The 20,052-nt window shown below is 59.5% G+C and carries 17 protein-coding genes; 10 read left to right on the top strand and 7 right to left on the bottom strand.

Annotation, left to right across the window (positions count from 1 at the left end; all coding sequences use genetic code 11):
* Positions 1-76: 76 nt before the first annotated feature.
* Genes YY7_RS0102515 through YY7_RS0102525 form a run of 3 tightly spaced genes read left to right on the top strand, consistent with a single transcriptional unit; the run spans position 77 to position 3,463 of the window.
* Positions 77-1,675 carry a carbohydrate porin gene (locus YY7_RS0102515; RefSeq protein WP_028161849.1) on the top strand — a complete coding sequence of 533 codons (1,599 nt, stop codon included), beginning with the start codon at positions 77-79 and terminating at the stop codon, positions 1,673-1,675.
* Positions 1,676-1,694: 19 nt separating this feature from the next.
* On the top strand, positions 1,695-2,309 hold the full coding sequence (locus YY7_RS50425) for an HdeD family acid-resistance protein (RefSeq protein ID WP_051396461.1): 615 nt from the start codon (positions 1,695-1,697) through the stop codon (positions 2,307-2,309).
* Positions 2,309-3,463 carry an OpgC domain-containing protein gene (locus tag YY7_RS0102525; RefSeq protein WP_028161850.1) on the top strand — a complete coding sequence of 385 codons (1,155 nt, stop codon included), beginning with the start codon at positions 2,309-2,311 and terminating at the stop codon, positions 3,461-3,463. The genes YY7_RS50425 and YY7_RS0102525 overlap by 1 nt, the downstream gene beginning before the upstream one ends.
* 3 nt (positions 3,464-3,466) lie before the next feature.
* Here YY7_RS0102525 and YY7_RS0102530 read toward each other — a convergent pair whose 3' ends face one another.
* Both YY7_RS0102530 and YY7_RS0102535 read right to left on the bottom strand, forming a co-directional pair.
* Positions 3,467-6,346 (bottom strand): ATP-binding protein, encoded by a 2,880-nt coding sequence (locus tag YY7_RS0102530; RefSeq protein ID WP_196237210.1) that lies wholly within the window; start codon positions 6,344-6,346, stop codon positions 3,467-3,469.
* 115 nt (positions 6,347-6,461) lie between these two features.
* Positions 6,462-6,899: a hypothetical protein gene (locus YY7_RS0102535; protein ID WP_028161852.1), complete on the bottom strand. Its 438-nt coding sequence runs from the start codon at positions 6,897-6,899 to the stop codon at positions 6,462-6,464.
* Positions 6,900-7,145: 246 nt separating this feature from the next.
* Here YY7_RS0102535 and YY7_RS0102540 point away from each other — a divergent pair, with 246 nt between their 5' ends.
* Both YY7_RS0102540 and YY7_RS50430 read left to right on the top strand, forming a co-directional pair.
* The gene (locus YY7_RS0102540; protein WP_051396462.1) at positions 7,146-7,400 is read left to right on the top strand and encodes a hypothetical protein; all 255 of its coding nucleotides are present in this window, start codon (positions 7,146-7,148) and stop codon (positions 7,398-7,400) included.
* Positions 7,401-7,416: 16 nt separating this feature from the next.
* Positions 7,417-8,103: a PepSY domain-containing protein gene (locus YY7_RS50430; RefSeq protein WP_080663547.1), complete on the top strand. Its 687-nt coding sequence runs from the start codon at positions 7,417-7,419 to the stop codon at positions 8,101-8,103.
* 1,364 nt (positions 8,104-9,467) lie between these two features.
* Here YY7_RS50430 and YY7_RS0102555 read toward each other — a convergent pair.
* Positions 9,468-10,367 (bottom strand): LysR family transcriptional regulator, encoded by a 900-nt coding sequence (locus tag YY7_RS0102555; RefSeq protein ID WP_028161855.1) that lies wholly within the window; start codon positions 10,365-10,367, stop codon positions 9,468-9,470.
* 102 nt (positions 10,368-10,469) lie between these two features.
* Between YY7_RS0102555 and YY7_RS0102560 the strand changes: the two genes are divergently transcribed.
* The gene (locus YY7_RS0102560) at positions 10,470-11,459 is read left to right on the top strand and encodes a zinc-dependent alcohol dehydrogenase family protein (RefSeq protein WP_028161856.1); all 990 of its coding nucleotides are present in this window, start codon (positions 10,470-10,472) and stop codon (positions 11,457-11,459) included.
* A 103-nt stretch (positions 11,460-11,562) separates the two neighbouring features.
* On the opposite strand, the gene YY7_RS0102565 is transcribed toward YY7_RS0102560, so the two are convergent.
* A complete protein-coding gene (locus tag YY7_RS0102565) occupies positions 11,563-12,531 on the bottom strand; it encodes a LysR family transcriptional regulator (protein WP_028161857.1) in 969 nt (322 codons plus the stop codon).
* 101 nt (positions 12,532-12,632) lie between these two features.
* On the opposite strand from YY7_RS0102565, the gene YY7_RS0102570 reads away from it, so the two are divergent.
* Complete coding sequence (locus YY7_RS0102570; protein ID WP_028161858.1) at positions 12,633-13,433, top strand: NAD(P)H-dependent oxidoreductase; 801 nt, start codon at positions 12,633-12,635, stop codon at positions 13,431-13,433.
* A gap of 49 nt (positions 13,434-13,482) precedes the next feature.
* On the opposite strand, the gene YY7_RS0102575 is transcribed toward YY7_RS0102570, so the two are convergent.
* Positions 13,483-14,373 (bottom strand): NAD(P)H-binding protein, encoded by an 891-nt coding sequence (locus YY7_RS0102575; protein WP_028161859.1) that lies wholly within the window; start codon positions 14,371-14,373, stop codon positions 13,483-13,485.
* A 114-nt stretch (positions 14,374-14,487) separates the two neighbouring features.
* Here YY7_RS0102575 and YY7_RS0102580 point away from each other — a divergent pair, with 114 nt between their 5' ends.
* Positions 14,488-15,300: a helix-turn-helix transcriptional regulator gene (locus tag YY7_RS0102580; RefSeq protein WP_028161860.1), complete on the top strand. Its 813-nt coding sequence runs from the start codon at positions 14,488-14,490 to the stop codon at positions 15,298-15,300.
* Positions 15,301-15,536: 236 nt separating this feature from the next.
* Complete coding sequence (locus tag YY7_RS0102585; RefSeq protein WP_035688987.1) at positions 15,537-16,415, top strand: MBL fold metallo-hydrolase; 879 nt, start codon at positions 15,537-15,539, stop codon at positions 16,413-16,415.
* 319 nt (positions 16,416-16,734) lie between these two features.
* Here YY7_RS0102585 and YY7_RS50435 read toward each other — a convergent pair whose 3' ends face one another.
* Positions 16,735-17,667 (bottom strand): LysR family transcriptional regulator, encoded by a 933-nt coding sequence (locus tag YY7_RS50435; protein ID WP_051396464.1) that lies wholly within the window; start codon positions 17,665-17,667, stop codon positions 16,735-16,737.
* A 39-nt stretch (positions 17,668-17,706) separates the two neighbouring features.
* Positions 17,707-18,594 (bottom strand): LysR family transcriptional regulator, encoded by an 888-nt coding sequence (locus YY7_RS50440; protein WP_051396465.1) that lies wholly within the window; start codon positions 18,592-18,594, stop codon positions 17,707-17,709.
* Between the two features lie 110 nt (positions 18,595-18,704).
* On the opposite strand from YY7_RS50440, the gene YY7_RS0102600 reads away from it, so the two are divergent.
* The gene (locus YY7_RS0102600) at positions 18,705-19,712 is read left to right on the top strand and encodes a zinc-dependent alcohol dehydrogenase family protein (protein ID WP_028161862.1); all 1,008 of its coding nucleotides are present in this window, start codon (positions 18,705-18,707) and stop codon (positions 19,710-19,712) included.
* The last annotated feature ends 340 nt before the right edge of the window (positions 19,713-20,052 follow it).

Below are 20,052 nucleotides of genomic sequence, written 5' to 3' on the forward strand. Positions count from 1 at the left end.
CAGGCCGACTTAGGCCGGCGTCGTAGCGTGACGAAGGTGGAAGAGCCGGGTCCCGGAATTCCACGAGAGGAGTGTTATGAAAATACGAAGTCTTGGCCTCTGGGCCTCTGCGGCGCTCTTGATCGCGGGAAGCGCCGCGCGCGCTGACGAAAACCTTGCCAATTTCGGCAACGTCAGCAGCGCAACTGCGCCCGGCCCGGCCGCGCCGGATAGGCCGTTGAAGAAGTCAAAGCAGCGCAAGGCCGCAGCGGAGAAATCGCCGCAGGTCTCCGATCCGTTCGGACCCGTCCCGACCGGCAAGTTGATTTCGCTGGTCAATGTTGCGCCAGGATTGCTCGCCTATTTCAACAGCGCGCCCGTATTCGGCCTGCCTGGCACAGTCACCGGCGACATCTGGCGCCGTACGCAGTTGCTGGGCGATTGGGGCGGCACGCGCACCGAGCTCGCGCAAAAAGGCTTCTTCTTCGACATCTATTCGACGAGCTACTACCAGAACATCACCTCGGGTGGACTGAAGACCGGCGGCGCCTTCGTTCAGAACACGCAGTTCTCGGTCAACATCGACACCGCGCGCGCCGGCTGGTGGTCGGGCGGCATCATCCACGCCACCGCGCAATGGCGCACCGGGGATTCGCCTGCTAACACGTTCACGGCGGGATCGGCTGTGCCGCAATATACCGGGCTCGTCTATCCCGATCCGCAACTGTCGCACGATATCCTGCCGACTGAATATTACCTGGTGCAGGCCCTGAGCCAGCAGTTCAGCGTGGTGCTCGGCAAGATCAGCAACATTTTCATCCCCGATCAGACCGCGTTCGGCAGCAGTTACAAGTACCACTTCGCCAATTTCAACTTCAACAAGAACCCGATGACGCCGAATTTCTACAATCCGACGTCGCTGGCCGCGCTCGGCATCTGGGCGCTCAGCCCGAAATTCGCGATCGCCGGCGGTGTGCTCGATCCCTACAGCAAGGCGGACAATCTCGCCTCGCACGCATTCGAGCACGTCAATCTCTACCTCATGGCCGTTATGTCCTACGACATCGCCGGCCTGCCCGGCCAGTTCTCGCCGGCCTTCAATTGGTCGAACAAGCCAAAGCTCGACCTGGAGACGCCGTTCGGCACGTTGACGTCGGTTGCGGCGGTGAGGCAGGCGGTAGGGGGCATGCTCGGCGCCAATTCTCTCGACGGCTTGCCGACCAACTCGAAGGATGAAAGCTGGTTCGCCATTGCCAACGCCTCGCAATATTTCTTCGTCAAGGACGATCCCGAGACCGTCCATCGCAAGCTGAAGAGCGGTGAGCTGATCCGCGGCGTCGGCGTGTTCGCGCGCGTCGGCTACGCCCCGGAGGAAACCAACATTGTCGCCCGCGATGCCAGCATCGCTCTGTTCGCCCACGGCATGATCGACGGCCGCGACTATGACAGTTTCGGCATCGGCGTCTACCACAACCAGATCAGCGGCAAGTTCAAGACCGATATCGGCCTTCTGACTCGCGGCGCCGCCTCGGCAAGCGACGAGACCGGGATGGAGGTATTTTACAACTTCGCCATCACCCCGGCGGTGCGGCTCATTCCGAGCTATCAGCACATCTGGCATCCGCTGAGCGCGCAGGTGGCGGATGGCCACACCAGCACGGATATCTTTCAGACTCGCCTGACGATCGCGTGGTGAGCAGGGCGGGGGAAGCATCATGGTATTCAAGGGCGTCTTGACCGGTCTGATGGAGCGGGCGGTGAAGGATGCGCTGGCTGCGCATTGGCGATTGCTCCTGGTCCAGGGCATCGCGATGGTGATCCTCGGTGCGCTTGCGATCGGCGCGCCGATGGCGGCCTCGATTGCGATCGAGCTGTATATCGGCGGCCTGTTCCTGGTCAGCGGCATTGTCGGCCTTGTCGCGATCTCTGCCGCGCGTGACGTGCCTGCGTTCCTCCGGGGGCTGTTGACGGCGGCACTGTCGATCGTGGTCGGCATCCTCCTGGTCGACCGGCCGATTGCCGGAACGTTGTCGCTGACCTTGGTACTTGCCGCCTTCTTCCTGGCGGAAGGCGTTTTCCAGATTGCAGCGTCGATCAACTACCGTACCGTTATTCCGAATTCCTGGATGTGGATGCTGCTGAGCGGCCTGTTGGATCTGGTCCTCGCCGCAGGCATCTGGTTCCTTTGGCCGATCAGCGCGATCTGGGCTCTTGGCCTTCTCGCGGGCGTCAACCTGATCTCGTCGGGTTGGGCCGCGATCATGGCGGCGCTCGCCGGCAGGGAGATCGCGAAAGACACCGCGCGCACCGCAACTCCGGCGCATCGGTGATGAAGATATCCGCCACGCTTCCGGCACGCGGCCGCGACCTGCGGCTCGATCTGTTCCGAGGCGTGGCGAACTGGGGCATCTTCTTCGACCATATCCCCAACAACGTCGTGAACTGGGTCACCACCCGGAACTACGGCTTCAGCGACGCCGCGGACCTCTTCATTTTCATCTCCGGCTACACCGTCGCCTTTGTCTATGCGCGGATGATGCTGGAGCGGGGCTTCGTGATCGGCGCGTCGCGACTTCTAAAGCGGGTCTGGCAGATCTATGTCGCCCACGTGTTCCTGTTCGTGATCTATCTCGCCGAGATCGGCTACCTCGCCCAAAAATACGGGAAGACGGGTTTTGCGGATGATTTCAACATCCGCGGCTTCCTCGAACATCCGGCGCAAGTCCTGTTCGAGGGCCTGATTCTCCGCTTCAAGCCGGTGAACATGGACGTGTTGCCGCTCTACATCGTCCTGATGGGTGTCTTTCCTCCGGTGCTGTGGCTGATGCTGCGCAGGCCGAACCTCACGCTTGCAGGCTCGGCACTGCTCTATCTCGCTGCCCGGCAGTTCGGCTGGAATCTGCCGGCCTATCCGGTCGGCGCCTGGTATTTCAATCCGTTTGCCTGGCAGTTGCTGTTCGTGTTCGGAGCCTGGTTTGCGCTGGGCGGGTCCGCACAGGCGATGCCGTTCATCCACTCGCGGACTGCGCTGGTGCTCGGGATCGCCTATCTCCTGTTCGCGCTCGTCCTCACCATGGCGGCGCGGTTCGACGAACTACGGGCGCTGATCCCCGCGGAGATCTATGGCGCCTTTAATCCCAACGACAAGACCAACCTCGCGCCGTACCGCCTGCTGCACTTCATCGTGTTCGCCTTCTTCGTCGTGCGCCTGCTGCCGAAGGATTGGCCAGGGCTGGAATGGCGCATCTTTCGCCCCGCCATCAAATGCGGCCAGCAGTCGCTCGAAGTGTTCTGTGCCGGCATCTTCCTGTCCTTCGCCGCGCATTTCGTGCTGGTCGAGATCTCCGGTGCCGTTTGGATGCAGCTTCTCGTCAGCGCCGCCGGCGTCGGCGCGATGACGGCGCTGGCCTACTATCGCTCCTGGTCAAAGGCGGCGGACAAGGCGCCGGCGAAACTCAAGCCGGTCGCCACGGCAGCGGATTGACCTTCAAGCGGTCGCCCATTGATCGAGCAAGGTCCGCGCCCGCATCAAATCCGCGGTCGAAAACCCCTCGGTGAACTTGCCGTATGACGCATCCAGCAGTTTGCGCGCGTCGTCGGTTTTTCCCTGGCCTTTGCGGAGCTCGGCGAGGCTGAGCGCCCCGCGCAGCTCCCAGAACAGCGCGCCGTGAAGCTGCGACAATTCGAGCGATTGCACGAACAGCGCCTCGGCAGCGCCCATGTCCGGCTGCTCGCCAAGCAGGAAGATCTCTCCCTTGATGCGCAGCGCCTCGGGCATCCACCATTGCACGTCATTGTGCCGGCAGCGGGCCAGCGCCTCCTCCGCCAGCAGGAGGGCTTCCTCGCGCCGGCCTGTCCTGGCCAGCACGTCGGCATGGCTGCTGAGGAAGGGCGTGAATTGCACCTCGAACTGCGCCTCGCTCAATCCGGCAAGCCCGGCGCGAAGTTTTGCCTCTGCGTCGGCAAAGTCGCCGCGCTTGGCGAGCAGGGCCCCGTGATAGGTGAGCGTGCAGGCCTTGTAACTCGGCAGATCGTGTCTATCCGCCCAATCGCCGAGAAGCCGGACCGCGTGCTCGGCCCCAGGCATGTCGCCCAGTCGCAGCGGAAAGGCGCAGCCGCACCAGGCCAGCGCGAAGCACAGTGAGAGTGCGTGTCCGCCGGCCTCGGCGTCGACGATGATCTGTTTCGTCATGCGCGCGGCCTGGTCGACCAAGCCCTGGATCCACAGGATGTTGGCGACCACACAGCGGGCCTGGATGCCGTGATCCAGGCCGGAGCGAACGACGGCCGCCTGTTGCGGCAGTGCGCGGATGCGGGCAAAGGCCCGTTGTGCATAAGCCATCGCCTGCGCATATTCGCCGACATAGACGAGGGAGCCACTGAACAGGAATTCGGCCGTTGCCAATTCGACGGGGTTGGAACTCCCCGCGACGACCGCCTCTGCCTCTCTTGCGAGCGCCAGCGCGCCGTGAAAATCCTCGAGCCGAAGGCAGAGATTGGTGAGTCCGGAAATCGCGCGAAGGTGCCAGCCGATGTCGCCGAGGCGCTCCGCCAGCTCGCTGCCACGGGTCAGTGCCGCGCGGGCTGGTTCGCTGACGCCGAGCGCATGCATCAACGACATGCCGAACTCGGTCTGCAAGACCATCTCGCGGCGGCTGCCGCGGTCCGCGTCGTCGAGCAGTGCGAGCGCCTTCCCGGTCCAGGCATGGCATTCCGTGAGCAGCGATATGTTGAGCCAGATCGGCGCCGAGGCCGCGGCGAGCGCGACGGCCGTCTCGCGATCGCCATGGGGGCCGAAACCCCAGACCAGCGCCGCGCGGATATTGTCGATCTCGGGCTTTGCCACTTCGGCGGCGATGGAGCGCCGGCCGGTCGGATCGGATTGGGCCGCTTCGAGGAAGTCCCTGAAATGCTCGGCGTGGCGCCGCGCCAGCGGCTCCGCCTCGCCAGATTCTCGCAGCTTCTCGATGGCGTAGGCCCGGGTCGTGGCCAGGAAACGGAAACGCGCGTCACCGTCGCTGATTCCGGCGACGATCAGCGACTTCATCACGAGGCCGGCAATGCTCTCGGTGATGTCCTCGCCATCTCCTGCGATGCCGCCGAGGACGGCGCTGGCCGAATTGATCGTGAAGCCGCCGATAAAAATCGCCAATCGCCGGAAGGTGGCCTGTTCCGCCGCGCTCAGCAGATGATAGCTCCAGTCGAGCGTGGCGCCGATCGTCTGATGGCGAATTTGGCCCCGCGGACCGCCGCCGAGGACGCTCAGCCGATCGTCCAGCCGCGACGCCAGTCCGCGCACGCCGAACGTATCCACCCGCGCCGCCGCGAATTCGATCGCGAGCGGCAGGCCGTCCAGTTTGCGGCAGATGCTGGCGACACTCCTGGCATCGGCATCGGTCAGATCGAATTCGTTGGAGGCGGCGGCCGCGCGTTCGACGAAGAGCTGGACGGCGGGAAAGCCGAGCGCCTCGGTCGCGGTCAAAGTTGCCATGTCCGGCGGGGTTTCGAGCGGCGGCAGCCGATAGAGCTGCTCGCCGTCGACGTGAAGCGGCTCGCGGCTCGTGGCCAGCACGTGAACGTTGCGCGCCGCCTTGGTGATGCCGGCAGCGAGGGCAGCGGCCTGATCGATCACGTGCTCGCAATTGTCGAGCACCAGCAGCATCTGCTTGTCGCTGAGCGCGCCGATCAGGCTCGGCAAGGGATTGTCCGAACGGATCTCGAGCTTGAGTGAGGCGGCGAGCGCCGTCGGCACCAGTTCCGGATCGGTTACGGGGGCAAGGTCGACAAGCCAGACGCCGTCCTTCAGCGTTCCGATCATCTGCTCGGCAACGTCGAGCGCAACGGCAGTCTTGCCCACGCCGCCCGCGCCGACGACCGTCAGGAGGCGGTGCGCCGCGATCCTTTGGCAAAGATTGCGCACGACGTCGTCGCGGCCAATCAGGCGGGTGAGCTGGGCGGGAAGATTGTGGGGGGCCTGCGGCGCCGCGGCTGGCGGCGCCGCCGGCACGGACTGGGTGACGATGGAGACGGGAGCAACGAAGCGATAACCGCGGCCGGGAATGTTGACGATGTAGCGTTGGCCGCCCTGGCCGTCGCCGAGCGCACGGCGAAGCGCTGCGACATGCACCGTCAGATTGGCTTCGACGACGACGGTCTCCGGCCAGACGATGGCGACGAGATCGCGCTTGCTGACCAGTTCGCCGGCTCGCACGACGAGCGCGATCAAGATGTCGAGCGCGCGGCTGCCGAGCCGCACCGGGCGATCGCCCTCGCTCAGAATTCGCTCGGCGCTGAGCAGCCGAAACGGCCCAAATGAGAACTCGTAGGCTACGGAGGCAGGCTGCTCCGCTGCGACCTGTCGTTTCAAGTGATCCTGCATCGTTGGACGATACCTGTGAGGCGAACTCAAGTCTATCTTGGATGGCTGCCCCGAGCCTGTTTCCACGGGATCGAGCCGGACCGCTGCTCTTAACGGTCCAGCCTCATGGCCGATGAGGCCCGACGTGCTGGATCTGGACCGAGATGGCTTCCGCCCGCGCCAGCAAGGCCTGGATGATGGCGCGCTCGGCCTGGTCCATGGCAAGGAGCGCGATCTCGGTGGCGATGACAGCGCAGCGCTCGCAACGGTCGGCGCGGGCGTGTAGTTGGCTCGTCTGCCGTGCCTGCTTCCAGGCCGCGATCTGAGCAGCCGTCTCGGCCCGCTCGTCGTTGATCAACTGCTCGAAGCTTGCATAGGAGGCAACCGTCCGTGCGCGAACCTGCTCGGCGGTCTCGTTGATCTTGCGCAGTTGCTCGCGAAGATCCTGCTCTGCCGGGTGCTCGTCGTCGAAGACGAGCGTGTTGGCGCGATCAAATGTCTCGGCGATGCTCGAAAAATGCTGTCGCAGCTCGTCCCTGAGCTCTCCCATATTGCCATTCATTGGATGCATGCCCCGCGATCAGCGATGTCGCCCGATATCCTCGGGGATACCGCGATCCGCGCCGAATAAATTCCGGCAAATCCTTGCAAAAATCCTGCGCCGTCACTTAGGCGCGGGTAAGCACCGTTCGGACTGTGTTGGCTTGCGAAGGATTTGGCTGGCTTTGCCGGGATTCATTCGCCGGCCCGTTCGCCGTCGTGCACGCTACCGCATCGAAGCAATCATTTGGCGACACGGAAGTTCACGATGCGGCAGGGCAAGGGTCAGATTCGACAATCGTTCCACGTGTGCGGTGGGGTACTGGCCATTTCGATCATGCTAGGGGCTGGCGTTGGGTACGCCCAGGACGGCACGTCGGCGCAGCGCAACGCCTGCAAGCCGGACGTGTTTCGTTTGTGCGCCGAGTTCATCCCAAATCGCGACACAATTACAGCTTGTCTCCAGCGCAAAGTATCAAAGCTCAGTCCAGCGTGCCGTGCCGTCTTCGAAGGCAAGAAGTAGGTCGATGAGTGCGTAAGTGTTCAGCCTTGGCGAATTTCGTGCTCGAACGTCAAACAGCTTGAGTGCCGTCGCTCATTGGAAGGCGATTCTCAGAGCGTGCGGGCTTGCAGTAGCATTGTTGGTCCACAGTGCACCTGCACAGCAGGCCTGCGCCGCCGCCCCCAATCAGCAGATCTCTGTGCCCGCTCAAGCTCATCCGCAGCTCGGCAGCAGCATCAGAGTGCCAGATCTGAAGGATGAACTCGCGGCATTTCGCGGTTCGAGAGTATCTCTCGGCGAAGCGCTAATTGCAGCGCAAAGGCTTCATCCCGGTGGGAGAGTGGTGGACATCTCATTTGATCAGGATAAAGGCGTTCCCGCCTATCTTGTGAAAACGCTCCAAAGTGATCGCCTCTGGGAAGATGCCATAGACGCAAACGCGGGCGACCGTTTAGGTCAGACAATCGGAACACCGCTCAGTGAGCTTGACAAGGAGAGCAGACGCAACCTTGCTGCATTCAAGCGCGTGAACCAAGAGATCATTGATGCGGTGCTTGTCGCCGAGAAAAGCGCATCGGGAAAGGCGATCAGCGGAGGACTGCTGAACGATAGTGGTAGGCTAAGCTTCTCGATCGTCGTGATTTCCGGAGATGATCTCAAGCAGGTCCTTCTTGAGCCGCTGTCAGCAAGAGATGCACGGCCTCGCTGGCGAAAACAGCGATGACCTAATATCCCAGCTGGGTGTCGGCACTCGCGCGCGGGCTACTTGGCGGCGCCAAGCGTCCGCCGCTCAAATGGCTGCCACCAGCGAATGTTGGTATCTGTGGCTGCGCGTCCGGGATTCGGACCCATGAGCGAACTATCTTGAGCGGCGATGAATAGCGCAGGAACGGCGGCTCTTGTCGGTCTTTCGACGCGCCGCCTCGCGAGTTAAGCTACCCTCCGGTAGCAAAACAGGGCTTCCGAAATAGTGGGTTTAGCGACGTGCCGGACCCCCGCTGCCACGAGCTACCATTTTTCTACGCAAACAACGATTTTCCGCAACACGTGCGGCAACGACGTAGTCGGAACGGCCAATACTGGCAGCAGCATTCTGCAAAAACTGGAGCCCTTGTGACGAGAGACGCCGCGAATACGGGAGGCACGCGCCCCTCGCAAGATCCGGACGCGAGGCATCCCATATAGAAATTTGGATGCTTTTCAGAGGCGAAGGCTCATCAGCTCACTCTAGATCGCATCGCTTGCTCATGTGCGGCTCGGAACGGCAGGACGATGCTTGGCAGTGTCTTCACATAGGAGGTGGCGCGGGGGTGCCCGAGAACACAACGCCGCCTTACGACTAGGCCGCCGCAAGCGCGTTCCCATTCGAGCTTCTGCGATATTGGTTGCTCGCCGCCGATACCGAAGGTCGCGGCCTTCCAAGATCTGCGCTGCGCGCTTAGAACCTTAGCAAGACCAATCGTTTGCGCGCCGCTCAAACGGATGCTTGAAGAAGGTAGCGCAAGTTGGTCGAGTGTGGGGAAAGGCGGTAACGCTCCCCCGCGACCAAGGAAAATGGGGTCTCTTTCGCCCTTCCCCCTCCGGCGCGTCCAATTTCCGGCTCGGTCTGGCGGGACGTCCAGCGATGGTTGCGTAAACGATGGTTGCTTGGTCTGGCAATGGCGGCCGCTTCCGCTTGTTTCAGCCAGCAACCCGTCGAAGGCTTCGGGGTTATGATGTTGCTATAGCCCACCCAAGATCACGAAGTCCGACCGACACTGGCGAGCTCCCTCCCAAACTAGCGGCGGAGCGCGTGATAGAGGCTTCGATTGGGGCATCCATGGATACGAAGAGGATCTCATCCGCGTCACCAGCATCGAGCTGGGCGCTGTGAATGCCGGACTCATTGCGAGGATGTGCGCGACAGCGCTCAGCGCCGGCTCGGCGACATGGAGCAACTCGAAGCCGCAGATGTCGCCAATGCCGTCCTCTATGTAGTGACACAGCCGCGGCACGTGAACGTTAACATACAGCAAGCGTAGTACCTGACCACCCTCGACATTGAATCAGTTTGAGGCCTCTGTCAGTGTCTCAAGGCGCGTGTTCGTGTCACATCATACGCTTGGGCAAAGCGGCCGCCAATGCATCCACTGCGAGACGTACCTTGAGGGGTAGGTGTGGCGTTTGTAGCCACAGAGCATGGCAGTCGTAAGGAAATGAAGGCTGATCCACCAATAGTGGGACTAGCGTGCCTGCCCGCATGCGTTCGCGGATCAGCCAGTAGGGAAGCCAGGCCAAGCCCATACCGCTGACCGCTGCATCGGCTATCGCGTCGAGGTCATCCAGTCTCAACCGATTAACGGGAGTAATCTCCACCGGGGCTCCGTGCTTCCTCGGCAAGATCCACGGGCGAATGCGGCCTGACCGACGATAGATGATGGCATTGTGCTTGCCGAGATCCTCGATCTGCTGCGGCGGACCGTTCATCTCAAGATAGGACGGCGATGCGCAGACGATCATGCGCTGGCGCGCGATACGCCGGGCAATCATCCCGGCTTTGTTGTCTAAGTCGCCGGTCCGGATGGCAAGATCATAACCATCTTCGGCGAGGTCGACGAGGCGGTCGCTGAAGGATATGTCAAGCTCCAGAGCGGGATACTTCTGCGCAAGCGTCAGTAGAATTGGAGTCACGCACCGTCGGCCAAATAGCACGGGCATAGTGACACGTAGCTTTCCACAGGGTTGGGATAGCTGATCCGCCGCCAGTGCGTCCGCAGCCTCTGCTTCGGCCAGAATCGTCCGGCAGCGTTCATAGTAGGCGCGCCCGAATTCGGTCAGGCTCTGGCGGCGTGTAGTCCGGTTGATGAGGCGTACACCCAGACGTTCTTCGAGAAATCGGACGTGTTTGCCGACCATCGGCCCAGATAGGTCAAGCGCAGCTGCTGCAGCCGCGAACGTTCCTAACTCAACGGCTTTTACAAACGCGGCCATGCTAGCAAGACGGTCCATTTCGAAACTCTCAGTTTCTACTGTTTTGCCCAGCATCCTATTTATTTGCGCTGGGTCTGCTGGCAAGCCTCAGTTGACTCAACAATCTTGGGGTACGCTAGAATGGCGCGCGTTATTCGATTCCACGAGCATGGGGGTCCTGAGGTTCTTCGCATCGAGAACGTCGATGTTCAGCCGCCAGGTCGGGGTGAGGTCCAAATTCGCGTTAAAGCACTGGGCCTTAACCGGGCTGAAGCGAACCTGCGCAAGGGAGCATACATTGAAGCGGCAACATTACCGTCCAGCCTTGGGCTAGAAGCGGCTGGTATCGTCGAACGGCTCGGAGAAGGCGTAGACGGCTTCGTGGTCGGTGACGCGGTTAGTATCATCCCTCCAATTTCAATGGTTCGCTGGCCCACTTACAGCGAGGTCGCGACGTTTCCCGCGGATATCGTAGTCAAGCACCCGGCCTCGCTCGGCTTCGCCTCGGCGGCCGCCGTGTGGATGCAGTACCTAACTGCCTATGGTGCCCTTATCGAAGTGGCCAAGCTGACCAAGAGCGATCATCTCGTCATTACGGCCGCTTCGAGTAGCGTTGGAATTGCCGCGATCCAGGTCGCGAAGACCGTTGGGGCGAATGCAATAGCTATCACGAGGACTTCTCGAAAGAAGCCAGCTCTGCTCGAGTTGGGCGCATCGGAGGTGATTGCTTCAGAAGAAGAGGATCTGGAGCAGAGGCTGAAGGATATCGCTGGCCCCGGAGGGGTACGCGTTGTTCTCGATGCCGTCGGAGGGCCGATATTTAATCCTCTGACCGCAGCAATGTCGCGGGGAGGTATCCTCCTCGAGTACGGCGGACTCAGTGCCGAGCCGACCCCGTTTCCATTGCCTGCCGTGCTGGGCAAGATGCTCACGCTCCGCGGCTACCTCGTCCATGAGATCACCGGCAATAAGGCGCGATTGGAGGCGGCAAAGAAGTTCATCCTAGACGGCCTCGTCTCAGGCTCGCTAAAGCCGGTGATCGCCAAGACCTTTCCGTTTGATCAGATCGTCGAAGCGCATCGCTTTCTGGAGTCAAATGATCAATTGGGCAAGGTCGTCGTGACGGTTTGAGCAAGCACTGATTGGACTGCGGGTCGCCATCCGGCATTTCGTGCCACCTCGACTGGCAATCGCAAATTTGCGAGCCGTGGTGGATCGAAGCAGGCGAGCGAGTTTACTTTGAAGGCTTTGTGCGTCGATCATGCCTGCGGGTGAGATTTGAAGCGGTAGCATGCTCGGCAAGCCGCGCGTTGGCTAACGAGACGATCGCCTCGCGGATCCAGCGGTGACCGCTATGCCCATGGGTGCGTTCATGCCAGACCATGCCGACCGAGAATCCCTCGATAGGAAACGGACTTTCAACCAACCGCAATCTCTCCGTCCGTTGGTACATCAAGCGTTCCGGAACCAAAGCAACGAAATCGGAACGTGCCACAATGTCCGGGACAAACAGAAAGGATGCCGCGGACAGTACGACGTTACGTCGAAGTCCCAAGGCTGCTAACGAGATATCCACGGGAGTAACAAAGTCTCCCCCGCGAAGGGATACAATTACGTGCTCGAGTTCCGTGAACTGCTTGATCGATAGTCGGTTCGAAAGGCGAGGGTGATCTTTCCGTCCAATAAGTACGTATCGGTCATGGAATAGGTGTCTGGTGCGGAGGTTGGCGGGCGCGTCTGTCGGAGTCATCAGAGCGAGATCGACATCGCTCCGCGCCATCTGCGCTTCCAGTTGCGGAAGATCGAGGTTGCGGATAGCGATCCGCACCCGGGGCGCCGTTCTCCTCAATTCGAGGACGAGCGGCTCGACCAAAGCATATTGCAAGTAGTCCGTACAAGTGACCGTGATGGTCATCTCAGCTCTGGCGGGATCGAAGTTTCTGTGGCGTGAAACGGTGGATCGAACCTGGTCGAGCGCTTGGAGTACCGGTTCAAGCAATTCGAGCGCCTTGACGGTCGGTGTCATCCCGCGCTGTGCCGGGATCAGCAAGGGGTCGTCAAATACCTTCCTGAGGCGGTTAAGTTGAGCGCTGACGGCAGGCTGACTCAGGTGCAGCCTGGCGGCAGCCCTCGTCACGTTCTGTTCGATTAGAAGCGCTTCGAGGGTAACCAGAAGGTTGAGATCAAGCCGCTTGCTATCCATGACATGAATAGTAGCCGAGCAATTACTCGATTTCAAATATAGCTAAAACCGGTGTTCTCTGTCGGACGAAGATTCGCCGTTAATGCCTCGGAGTTCGATCTATGAAAGTGGTGCTGGTTTTTGCTCATCCTGAACCGAAGTCTCTCAGCGCGTCCCTCCGGGACGTTGCAGTACAGGAGCTGATTGGGCAAGGTCACGAAGTTCGGGTGTCTGATCTTTACGCCCAGGAGTGGAAGTCTGAAGTCGATCGTGCAGACTTTCCGAACTGGCCGGTCGAAAAGCGTCTCGTTGCGGGCGCGGCATCAAGCGATGCCTTCCACGGCGACGCGCTCACATCGGATGTCAAGCGCGAGATCGATAACCTTGTCTGGGCAGACATGCTGATCCTGCAATTTCCACTCTGGTGGTACGGCATGCCCGCGATCCTTAAGGGTTGGGTCGATCGCGTCTACGCGAATGGCTTTGCCTATGGCGTCGGGGAACATAGCGACAAACGATGGGGCGACCGCTTCGGAGAGGGAAATCTCGCGGGTAGGCGAGCGATGTTGATCGTAACAGCCGGCGGTTGGGAGGAGCACTATTCGGATCGAGGAGTGAACGGTCCAATTGATGATCTGCTGTTCCCGATCAATCACGGGGTTCTGTTTTATCCAGGATATGAAGTCCTGCCGCCCTTCGTTGCCTACCGGGTTGATCGCTTCAGCGAGGCCGATTTCGAAGCAGTCGCGACGCAGCTCCGGCACAGGATGCGTGCTATCGAAACAACTGCGCCGATAGCCTATAGAAAGCAGAATGGTGGCGACTATTTCATCCCCAGCATGAAGCTGAAGCCTGGGCTAGAAGGTGCTGGCGCGTCCGGCTTCTCGCTGCACGTAAGCAAATCTAAAGCAGCCCCGTTTTGACGACCGGGGTCTGCGGCGCGCAAGAAGATCAAGCCAGCCGACAATTCCATCACTTGTGATCCAGCAGTGTTTCTTGGATCATTATTTCGAGGCTGCTTGCTGTGACGCCGAGAAGTTGCTCGGTGTCGCTTGCGTCGACGACAAGTGGGTTATCGAACAAGTAGCGCATCTCCACGGCTTCGTGGAAACCGATGGCCTGCAATTCCTCCGTTGTGAGCTCGCGTAATTTAGGCGTCTCAAACTCGAGAGCTGCTGCGAATTTTTCGGTGAGTTCGCGGACTGACACATGCTGGCTTGGAACGTGAAACGCACGATTCCACTCTCCTGTATAGTGCGCCGCGGACACAAGTGTCTTTGCCGTGTCTTTGGTGAATGACCAAGCGTGGATAGCATCCAGATTACCTGGAAATGAAACCGTCTCCTGCTTCAGAAGGGAGGGAAGGGCAAGTAGCGAAAAATAGGTAATAGCTCCGTTGCCCAGGTAATCGCTTGCACGGACTTCGATCGCGGGAACCTTCGATCTGGCCGCACGCTCCCACATAATGCCCCTCACTGTGCCTTTTCTGCTGGTCGGATTGAGCGGCGCCAATGGCGAAAGTGGGCTTGTGGCACTTTCGCCGTATCCATATAGGTTGCCGAGCACGACGATCTTGGCGCCAGTCTCCTCAGCGGCCTTGACCGTGCCGTCCATGATTGGAAAGAAGTCAGTCGGCCATCTGTCATAGGCCGCCATGGCGCACATGAAGATCGCTTCAGCGCCCTTGCTGATCTCAGCCAGCTGAACGGCGTTGGTCGCATCTGCCGAAATGGTGCGTACCGCTCGCGCTTCGATCATGCCAGGATTTCTGCTCGTCAGGACTACGCTATGTCCCTCTTCTGCCAGAAGGCGAGCCGTTTCGCGTCCGACTGGGCCTGGTCCCACCACGACATAGTAACTCATGTGCCGATCTTCATTTGCTGTTCGGAGTATTAGCTTTTTGGATTTCGAGCAGTTGAAAGTCGAGCACAATTGGCCAAATCTTGAGTACGTTCCGCCAAAGTTCGAGATTGCCAAATGCATTTTCAGATCGGTTCGGCGCTGCCCCTCGAGGCCACGTTAAGGCTTGTTGAACCAGGCGCCTGCGTACTCCCCCCTATTGATGCCCACAGAATTGTCGTACACCTAAGCCGTGTCACCCGCACTTTTTGTCGAGAGACTGGATTTGCCGCTTTGCGGGAAATCGGCGACATCGATCTCATTCCCTCTGGAGACACCGGAGGCTTCGACGCAGAAACGGCTTATCAGTCCCTTGAAATCCGTCTCGCTCCGGTGGTGCTGGACCGTGTAAGGGCCGAGATCGGGCGAACCACAACCGCAAACGGATTTGAAAAACGCCATATGCTTCGTCACGATCGGATCTTTAATCTGGCTCGATCTATCGAGCACGATCTTTCAGTGAAATCAGTAAGCGATCTCCTATATGCCGAGAGCATCGGGATCGCGCTAGCAATTCAATTGCTCGGGCTGCGTGACGAGCCGCTCGACCCGCAGGCTCGTCTCTCGCCAATTCAGCTCAAGCGAGTGTTGACCTATATCGATGAGAAACTGGATCAGCCCCTTACGCTCGAAATATTGAGCCGGGAGGCGGGCGTCAGTAATTCGCATCTGCGAACATGGTTCAAGGTCGCCATGGGATTGACGGTTCATCGCTACGTATTGCGGAGGAGGGTGGAACGAGCGCGTTTCCTTCTGCTGCAGGGAAAGTTGGGCCCAAGCGAGGTCGCGTTGGAGGTCGGCTTTGCCCACCAGTCACATATGGCGCGATGGATGCGTCGAGAGCTTGGTTGTAGTCCAGGGGACCTACGTCGAACGGCTATCAATCGATAGTTTCGACTTTGCTCCGCGCCCGATTGTCGAGCCCGCGAGCCTCCAATTCAATTTGATCGGCCGTGATCGATAAGCAAGCCTTTCCCAGGCTTTGTAGACAGATCGATGTGTTTGCGGGATCGGAGCCTATATGCAGCAATTCAATTTTCTGAATTGATTTTGCCGATTTGAGTTTGCGCGGCTCAACTGTCACTAACTCCTCGACACCAGCTCCCAAGCTCTCGTGAGGAAGTTCCTTGACAAAAGTCGCGCAAGTCCAGGCGCCCGGCCTGAACAGAAGGCAAATTGGCGATTACACCGTAACCGCGGTTGTGGATGGTATCATTGATGTGCCGTTCGAACTGCTGACCGGGATCAAGCCGACCGAAGCTGAAGAAATGATACTGGCGGCAGGGCGTCCGCGCTCATCTGCAATGACGGTTTCGGCTTACATCATCGAAGGCGGCGGCAGGACGATTCTCATAGACGGAGGGGCCGGCGGTATCAACGGTTGGGGTGGGCGGCTCCAGGTTGCGCTCGCTGCTGCCAACATTGATCCGCGTCAAATTGATCACGTGTTTCTTACGCACGCGCATCCGGATCACGTCGGAGGCCTGGTTGGGGCGGCGCCGTCGGCCGTCCAATTTTCCAATGCAGAGCTCGTCCTCCACGAGGAGGAATACAAATTCTGGAGTGATGATGGCAATTTGAGCCGTGCGCCGGAGGCTGCGCAGCCATTTTTCCATCTCGCCAGAAGTGTCTTTGCCGCTTACGGAAATCGGCGGCGGACCGTCACTGCGGGTGATGTGATACCCGGTGTCGATCTCGTGCATCTACCTGGCCACACGCCGGGACACAGCGGTTACAGAATAAGTTCAGGGGCGGAGACCCTTCTCATTTGGGGTGACATCGTTCATTACCCCAATATACAGGTTCAAAAGCCGGCAGTAACGATAGCCTTCGATGTGGACTCCGCCGCCGCCTCGACGACGCGCCGTGCGGTATTGGCTATGGCGGCCGCCGAGAATCCTCTTATTGCTGGCATGCACCTGAATTTCCCCGGCTTTGCCCGTGTGCGAGCATTGGGCGAGTCCTACGCCATCTTCGATGAACCGTGGAGCCCGAGCTTGATCTAACTGAGCCGCGCTTCGGTGCCGGGTATATCCTCTGCCTTCTTCGCGCGACCTGTAGTCGGTGCTTAGCGTTGGAGTCCAGAGTTGGCGGTCCCGGACACGTCTCGACGGACTAGCAGTTGTCGGGATCGAGCAGGTCGTTGCGGGGCCGCTTTGTACGCCAGCTTGTTGACGACGCTGCTGCGGGGTCTTCAAAGTGAACGATAGAACGTGATTCCACTCGCATTCTGAGAATGGAGTGTGCGGCAAAGCAGCTACCTTTTCTGGTACACCGGGATGAGAAATCAGTCCGCGCAGATCAGGCGACGTTTGCTCGGGGGATTTACGGCAGAGATCGCGCAACGTCAGCAATTGCTCCCCGAAACCAGATAATGCCTGGGTCCATATGACTGGAGGCATGCCACACCACAGAAATCTGAAAAGGCGCTACCTGAAACGGCAGCGGGCTCACTGCGAGACCGTGCGCTTTGGCTGCACTCCTCCCGAATAGCCGTGGAACCGTCGCTATTGCCGCAACAGATTCGAGTAGCACTGGAAGAGCGTGAGCGTGCGGAGTGGATACTACGATCTTCCGGCTCAGTTTCTTCTGTTCGAGCGTATCGTCGACCAGTCTGCAAGCTCGTTCCTTCAAATCGACCGCTACGTGTGGAAGCTCGAAGTAGGTTTCAAAGGTAATTGACGGAATTTTTTCGAGGAGAGCGAAGCTGTGCAGGCAAACATAGTTATCGTCGAACAAGACCTTGCGTTTGTGCAAAAGACCCCCATCCGGAACATTTCCGACGGCGACATCAATTTCACCCCTATCCAACATGTCCGTTGCCTTCTGATGCTCGAGCGAATGAAGTTCCAGCCGCGCATGAGGTGCCGCCCCCAGGCAAAATCTTGCCAAGGGTGGGACAAGTACACTTTCCAGATAGTCCGGAATGCCAAGCTTGAATACCCGGCTGGTCTCGGCAGGAGAGAAGGCGATCGCATTGAGCAGATCTCGATCGATATGGCGCAGTATCTCCGATGCAGTCTTGGCGATTGCGGCCCCGCGGGGTGTCGGAGACATGCCTGCGCCGTTTCGGACAAAAAGCTCGTCACCGAAAAGTTCGCGCAACCGGCCGAGTTGATGGCTGAGTGATGACTGGTTTATGCGGAGCTTGCCTGCTGCTTTCGTAACGCTACCGGAAGAGCTGATAGCATCCAGCGCGACCAAAAGATTCAAGTCGATCTCAGCAAGCCGGGCATGATTGATTGTGGTTTCCTGCATAGATATTTCCGCGGTCAAGACTTGCTTGGTAGGGGCAATCTAGGAGCCGTATTGCCGAGCGCACTGAGATCCAAGAAACTCAACGCAGGCGCCCTTGTTCGAAACGAACGGCGAGTGCGCGATCGATACGATCATTCCAAGGTTTACACGTTGGGCGCGAACAATCTTCACCTTATCTTTGAATTCTGCGGTGATTTTGCCTCGCGGCAGAATGCCTATACCTGCTCCCTTGTGGATCAGCGATACCTGAAGTTCGACGTCGTAGACCTCGGCCGCCAGGCGAAACTGACCTCCATCGCGCTCGATCAAAGTCTGCAGAGCGCGTCGCGCGCCGCATGATCTGTCCGGGAGCAGAACCCACGGAAATTGAGAAAGTTGCTTCAGATTCGAATGTCTCGGCAAGGGGAGATCTTTTGGAGCGACGATCACGATCTCCTCCTTACCGACGACTTGTCCAACGGGAGTCGGAAGATCTGGGTCGTTGCCGGCGAACACCAAAATAGCCGCGTCGAGACGGCCGCCTTCGACTTGATCAACAAGCTCGGGGGTCCACCCGCTGGCCAATGACAGCTCGAGCCTCGGATAACGAAGGCGCAGTTGGTGCATGATTTCGGCCATACCCGCATCGGCAAGTGAATGTGACACCCCGATTCGAAAAGGACCGGAAGGATCGGCGTCCGCGGCCACGGTTTGCTTGAGGTCGTCAATCGAAGCGAGCACGGCGCGAGCGCGATTTAGAACCACTAGCCCTGAGGCAGTTAGCGCTGGAGGCTTTACGCGTCGATCCAGGAGATCCGTCCGGAGCAAATGCTCGAGCCGCTGTATCTGCCGCGTTACGGCCGGTTGGGTGAGCCGAAGGCGTTCGGCGGATCGCTTAACCGATCCCGTGTCCGCCAGAAGAACAAAAGCTCTCATTTCGTCGAGCATATAAATTCTCGGCATTATCATCGTACAGATTATGCATTTGCATACAGAAGGGGCACGGTCAATGTAGTCGCCTGTTGCGCTTTGTGCGCAGGCAGAACCGGGAGCGATCAATGAAGGCAATTACCATCCAACGTCACGGCTTGCAGGGGTTGGCTCCAGTCGAGCGCGAATATCGCGCGCCTCTCCGACGCGAGGTCCGGTTGCGGATGCGCGCCGTCAGTTTGAACTATCGTGATCTGGAAATCGTCTCCGGGACGTTTGCAACAGCTTACAATTTGCCATTGATACCGATCTCGGACGGCGTCGGAGAGGTCGTCGAGGTCGGTCAGGACGTCGCGCGCTTCAAGCCCGGAGATCGTGTCTGCTCGGCTTTCTGGGGTGAATGGAACGACGGCGGCTTCAATATCGCGAAGGCGGGGAAGTCTTTGGGCGGTCCCGGAGATGGCTTGCTGCAAGAACAAGTCACACTGGACGAGCAGCGTTTGGTGAAGGTTCCCGACGCGTTATCGGACGGCGAGGCTGCCGCCTTTCCATGTGCCGGCTCCACCGCTTGGCAGGCGCTCGTTTCGTTCGGCCAGATCCGGCCGGGAGATGTAGTTGTCGTTCAAGGGACGGGAGGGGTCGCACTATTCGGCCTTCAAGTAGGATTGATGGTCGGTGCGAAGGTGATCGTTTTGTCGAGCAGCGACAAAAAGTTGGAGCGAGCAAAGGCTCTAGGTGCTTTTGCGGGAGTTGACTACCGCGGAACGCCAGCCTGGTCGGACGAGGTCCTTGAGTTGACGGCGGGGCAGGGGGCCGACCATATTCTCGAAACTGGCGGACCTAGCAGCTTTGCCCAATCGCTCAAGGCAGTCCGTTCCGGGGGACGAATTAGCGTGATTGGATATCTGGGAGGGGCGCAGGGCAGTATCAATCCGCTGGATATCTTTCGTAAGCAAGCTGCGGTCCAGGGCATTCCGGTCGGTTCTCGTTCGTCGCTTGAAAGCCTGCTGAACGCCATGGCCGCGAGTTCGAGGCGGCCCGTCCTCGACAGCACGTTCGACTGGAACGATGTTGTCCCTGCGCTCGAACGTCTGCATTCAGGTGATCATTTCGGAAAAATCGTCCTTACCTTTTGAGCGCCGCCCACCAAATCTGGCAGGGCGGAGCCATATGTACCGCTGCCAATGGTCATATGGCGTCAAAAATACTTTCGATCACCGATGAATTTTGCTCGCCACCCCGCTCCTCCGAGCGGAGCAAATTTCACCAGAACCGAGAACATCAAGGTTTCGAATGTTCCTTAGCGGCGGCAAGCAGACCGGGGATGCTGCCGCTTGAGAGACTGCGCTCGCGATTGTTTGGTCGCCATCGCCCCTTCGCCCATGAAGCGGATCACAAAATAATCGTGCGGCACCGATGAGTTTTGCCTGCCACTCCGGTCTTACGCACGAGGTCGCTCGGGATCACGGGCGAACA

It is taken from the genome of Bradyrhizobium elkanii WSM2783, assembly GCF_000472865.1.
Classification (GTDB): Bacteria; Pseudomonadota; Alphaproteobacteria; order Rhizobiales; family Xanthobacteraceae; genus Bradyrhizobium; species Bradyrhizobium elkanii_A.

Coding starts and splice junctions, on each gene's coding strand:
- YY7_RS50425 (WP_051396461.1), top strand. CDS start 1,695: ATGGTATTCAAGGGCGTCTTGACCGGTCTGATGGAGCGGGCGGTGAAG.
- YY7_RS50440 (WP_051396465.1), bottom strand. CDS start 18,594: ATGCTCGACGAAATGAGAGCTTTTGTTCTTCTGGCGGACACGGGATCG.
- YY7_RS0102570 (WP_028161858.1), top strand. CDS start 12,633: ATGAAAGTGGTGCTGGTTTTTGCTCATCCTGAACCGAAGTCTCTCAGC.
- YY7_RS0102535 (WP_028161852.1), bottom strand. CDS start 6,899: ATGAATGGCAATATGGGAGAGCTCAGGGACGAGCTGCGACAGCATTTT.
- YY7_RS50435 (WP_051396464.1), bottom strand. CDS start 17,667: ATGCAGGAAACCACAATCAATCATGCCCGGCTTGCTGAGATCGACTTG.
- YY7_RS0102515 (WP_028161849.1), top strand. CDS start 77: ATGAAAATACGAAGTCTTGGCCTCTGGGCCTCTGCGGCGCTCTTGATC.
- YY7_RS0102555 (WP_028161855.1), bottom strand. CDS start 10,367: ATGGACCGTCTTGCTAGCATGGCCGCGTTTGTAAAAGCCGTTGAGTTA.
- YY7_RS0102575 (WP_028161859.1), bottom strand. CDS start 14,373: ATGAGTTACTATGTCGTGGTGGGACCAGGCCCAGTCGGACGCGAAACG.
- YY7_RS0102560 (WP_028161856.1), top strand. CDS start 10,470: ATGGCGCGCGTTATTCGATTCCACGAGCATGGGGGTCCTGAGGTTCTT.
- YY7_RS0102580 (WP_028161860.1), top strand. CDS start 14,488: ATGCATTTTCAGATCGGTTCGGCGCTGCCCCTCGAGGCCACGTTAAGG.
- YY7_RS0102525 (WP_028161850.1), top strand. CDS start 2,309: ATGAAGATATCCGCCACGCTTCCGGCACGCGGCCGCGACCTGCGGCTC.
- YY7_RS0102600 (WP_028161862.1), top strand. CDS start 18,705: ATGAAGGCAATTACCATCCAACGTCACGGCTTGCAGGGGTTGGCTCCA.
- YY7_RS0102540 (WP_051396462.1), top strand. CDS start 7,146: ATGCGGCAGGGCAAGGGTCAGATTCGACAATCGTTCCACGTGTGCGGT.
- YY7_RS0102565 (WP_028161857.1), bottom strand. CDS start 12,531: ATGGATAGCAAGCGGCTTGATCTCAACCTTCTGGTTACCCTCGAAGCG.